The organism is Thermoanaerobacter sp. A7A, from assembly GCF_000445185.1.
In the GTDB taxonomy this organism is placed as follows: Bacteria; Bacillota; Thermoanaerobacteria; order Thermoanaerobacterales; family Thermoanaerobacteraceae; genus Thermoanaerobacter.
This window is the reverse complement of the sequence record NZ_AVAF01000058.1, coordinates 1-3353: the sequence shown is the minus strand read 5'-3', so window position 1 is coordinate 3353 and position 3353 is coordinate 1. Positions and strand designations below refer to the sequence as shown.

The 3353-nt window shown below is 35.3% G+C and carries 3 protein-coding genes; all 3 read right to left on the bottom strand.

Going from position 1 to position 3353, the window contains the following annotated elements; all coding sequences use genetic code 11:
* Positions 1 to 451, bottom strand: a 451-nt coding sequence (locus M663_RS0103825) for a CobD/CbiB family cobalamin biosynthesis protein (protein ID WP_029687985.1), incomplete at its 3' end; no start/stop codon positions are given.
* Positions 451 to 1974 carry a cobyric acid synthase gene (locus M663_RS0103820; protein WP_029687984.1) on the bottom strand — a complete coding sequence of 508 codons (1524 nt, stop codon included), beginning with the start codon at positions 1972 to 1974 and terminating at the stop codon, positions 451 to 453. The genes M663_RS0103820 and M663_RS0103825, both read right to left, overlap by 1 nt.
* A 1-nt stretch (position 1975) precedes the next feature.
* The coding region (locus M663_RS0103815) for a cobyrinate a,c-diamide synthase (protein ID WP_273702617.1) at positions 1976 to 3353 on the bottom strand (1378 nt) is incomplete at its 5' end.

Sequence of the window (3353 nt, the reverse complement as noted above, 5' to 3'; positions counted from 1 at the left end):
CTGATATATTCTCTGCAACTGTTTCTATCGCTCCTCTGGAGATATTCTCAACATCAAGCCTATCTGTATCCCTACTGACTATATAAGATAATCTTTTCCTTGCTTCGACTATATCGCCTCTTGTCAACGCTTCGTATACTTTTCCTGCAGCTTTACCAAGGTCTTTTGTAGCAAGACAGGTATATATAATTAAAACATCTAAAGCATACTTTAAATATGGATGTATAAGTCCTGCAATATAAAGTAGTACATATGTTGCTGCAAATGCCAAAGTTACTGTAAGTCCACACAGTATAAAACCTGCTATTTTTAAAGCTCTGTTGCTTTTAGCATATTTTCTAAGTATACTCTCTAAATGTGATACCACTCTCCCTATAATTCTTACAGGATGAGGATATCCTTCAGGGTCTCCTATCAACAAATCTAATAAGTAAGCTAATACCACTTCCATTAATCTTTATACCTCTCCATAATTTCATAGACTTCTTTCATGTCGATACTTTTTCTCACAATATCTGCAAGCTTATCATATTCTCTTTCTTTAAATTCTTTGTAATCAATAATTTCCTCTATAGGAGAAAGTCCTTTTGATTTTCTCACAATATTTATAAATTCCCTGACAAGCTCTCTGTTTTCAAAAATTCCGTGTATGTAAGTTCCAAACACTTTTCCATCATCGCTTATACAACCGTCATAAACTTCGATTTTTTCTCCATTTCTATGAGTTATTACTGAAAAAGGGGGACAATCTCCCAAAATTCGACTTTGCCCCATGTGTATTTCATATCCCTCTACAGCAATATTTCTAAGAGGTGATAATATTGATGGTAAATTATTGCGAATAACCGCCTTAACTTGGGTTGTTGTCTTTTCATTTTCAATTACAGTCTCTATATCCAAAAGTCCCAGTCCCTCAATTTCTTTAAGAGAGCTTTCAATTTGATTAGGGTCTTTAATGACTTTTCCCAGCATTTGGTATCCTCCACAAATGCCGACTATAAATTTTCCTTTTTTTCTCATTTCAAAAATTTCCTTATCAAGCCTATATCCTTTTAATGCTTGCAAATCTCCAATTGTGTTTTTTGTTCCCGGAATTATAACAACATCACAATCTCCAATCCTTTCCCTTTTATTCACATATCGAAGCTTTATTCCGGGAACTTTAGCAAGAGGTTCAAAATCCGTAAAATTCGATATGTGGGGAAGATTTATAACTGCAATCTCTATATCTCCTTCTGTATTCGTACGATAAAATCTCTCCGTCGCCCCATCCTCTTCATCAATGTGCACATCCATATAAGGGACAACACCTAAAACCTTTTTGTGTACAATGTTTTCTAACATCTTAAGACCTGGCTTTAATATTTCAATGTCTCCTCTAAACTTGTTTATAAGTACACCTTCAATGCGATTTCTCTCATTTTCTTTTAAAAGGAGCAAAGTGCCAGCTATTGAAGCAAATACACCTCCTTTATCAATATCTCCTACAAGAAGTACTGGTGCATTTACCATCTCTGCCATACCCATGTTTACAACATCTCTATCCCTTAAATTTATTTCCGCAGGGCTTCCAGCTCCTTCTATTACAACAATGTCATTTTGACTTGCAAGAAAATCAAAGTCCTCTTTAATAAGCTTTAAAAGTTCAGGCTTAAATTGATGGTATTCAGCTGCAGACATATTTTTATAAACTTTGCCTCTTAAAATCACCTGACTCATTCTATCAGAGCTGGGCTTTAAAAGGATTGGATTCATGTGATAAGAAGGCTTGATACCTGCAGCTTCCGCCTGCATGGCTTGAGCTCTCCCTATTTCTAATCCCTCATCAGTTATATAGGAATTTAAAGCCATATTTTGAGACTTAAAAGGGGCTACTCTGTAACCATCTTGCTTGAAAATTCTGCAAAAAGCAGCAACCAATAAGCTTTTACCTACTGAAGAGGCAGTTCCTTGTACCATTAGTTTAAGTGTCATATTAATCCTCCTGAAAAGCATTTAAGTTCTGGTATTGAACGCATTTATCAACAAACCTCTTAACAGCCTCTTTATATGTGTATAAATTTATATGAACGTATGTTGCGAAGCAATTTTTATGCACAAATCCACATTCCCAACTTTCCTCTTTACCTGGTTTATGCACAATGTATGAAACATTATGTAAAAAACCTTTTATTATTGAGTGGTGAAACTCATGTCCTTTTATTCTATCACCTTTTCTAAAAAGGACGTTATCTTCAATAACTTCTGCCTCAACATAGCCAAATCTCTGAAGCCTTTTTGTCATGACAGTTTCAAAATCGTAAATTCCTGCCATTTCAAAAGTATTTCCTTGTAAATCTGTTATGCTTTTTGTGAGATACATAAAGCCGCCACACTCTGCATATGCAGGCATACCTGAATCTATTGCATCTTTAACCGATTTTAACATTTTTTTGTTTTTATTAAGCCTCTCCGCGAAAACCTCTGGAAATCCTCCCCCTATGTACAAACCGGATATTCCATCTGGTAACTTATAATCTTTAAGAGGGCTGAAGGGTACAAGCTCTGCTCCCATTTCTTCAAAAAGTTCCAAACTCTCTTTGTAATAAAAGTTAAAAGCCTCATCAAACGCATACCCTATTTTTACCTTTTTTAAATCATGGTGCTTCCCAGTTGTGTTTCTAAAAGTACTTGAACAGTCAATCGCATCAACATTGAGAATTTTTTCTATATCAATGTATTTTTCAATATAATCATACAAGGTATCAAACTTGTGTTTAATTTCTGGCATCTCATATATCGGCACAAGGCCTAAGTGTCTTTCTGGCAAATCTAATTTTGCATCCTTTGGAAGATAGCCAAAAACCTCAATACCTAAATCTCTTGTTATGCATTCTTTCAAAAGGGCATAGTGTTTTTTATTTCCAGCTTTATTTAATATCACACCTTTAATTTTTACTTCCCTGTCATAGTGCATATAACCCATTATTAAAGCTGATACACTTGTCGCCATAGAAGAAGCATCTACAACTAAAATCACAGGAATATCTAAAATTTTCGCAATGTCAGCACTGCTCCCCTTTTTTGTAGTATCAATCCCATCGTACATTCCCATAACACCTTCAATTATAGAAATGTCAGCATTGCAGGCATTTTTGTAAAAAAGCGATTTAAGGTTTTGTTTCCCCAACAGGTACAAGTCGAGATTGCAGGAAAAATTCCCTGTGACATATCGGTGATAAGCAGCATCTATATAATCTGGACCTACTTTAAAAGGCTGAACTTTATACCTTTTTGACAGCACTCCCATAAGCCCAAGGCTTACAGTAGTTTTACCTGCCCCTGAATGGGTGCCTGCAATCATTACAGCTTTA